1 protein-coding gene is annotated in these 598 nt (G+C 71.9%); it reads right to left on the reverse strand.

Going from position 1 to position 598, the window contains the following annotated elements; translation table 11 throughout:
* Positions 1–40 precede the first annotated feature (40 nt).
* Positions 41–598: transposase (locus tag DW850_RS10105; protein WP_147349616.1), on the reverse strand; the 558-nt coding region annotated here is incomplete at its 5' end.

Here is a 598-nt window from a genome sequence, read left to right on the forward strand (position 1 = left end):
TAGTCATTGGGTGTTCCTATAGTTTTGTCAACCTTCGACGCTACTCCCGGTAGGGCACCCGGTCGCGCATCACGGCGTATATCGCCCTGAGCCGCTTCCTCGCGACGGCCTTGAGCGCCCGCCCGTGCCCCATGCCCCGCGCCCTGCAGGCCCGGTAGTACTCGCCGTAGCGCCCCGACGACCTCACCAGGCTGTTGCACGAGAAGATCAGCAGGGACTTGAGCCTCGCGTCGCCGCGCCTGGACGCCCTGACCGACCTCACCGACGTGCCGGAGCTCCTCACCCTCGGGGCTATGCCGCAGTACGAGGCCAGGTGGTCGTGGTCCGGGAACCTCGCGATGTCGACCGACACCGCGAGCTGCGCCGCGGTCCTCGGGCCGATGCCGGGCACGGTGAGCAGGCACGCGTAGGTCTCGTCGCCCTCGAGCAGCGCCGCCGTCTCGGCCTCGAGGGCCCCGGCCTCGTCGAGGGCCTCCGATATCCGGGCGGCCAGGAACCTGACCTGCCTGTTCTCGGCCTCGACGAGCGCCGGCGGCGGCGCGGTCGAGGTGGCCGCGGCCTCCCCGGCGGCCTCGGCCTGCGGCCCCTCGGCCCCCGA

The sequence above is a fragment of the Collinsella sp. AM36-4AA genome (genome assembly GCF_003467795.1).
Lineage (GTDB): Bacteria > Actinomycetota > Coriobacteriia > Coriobacteriales > Coriobacteriaceae > Collinsella.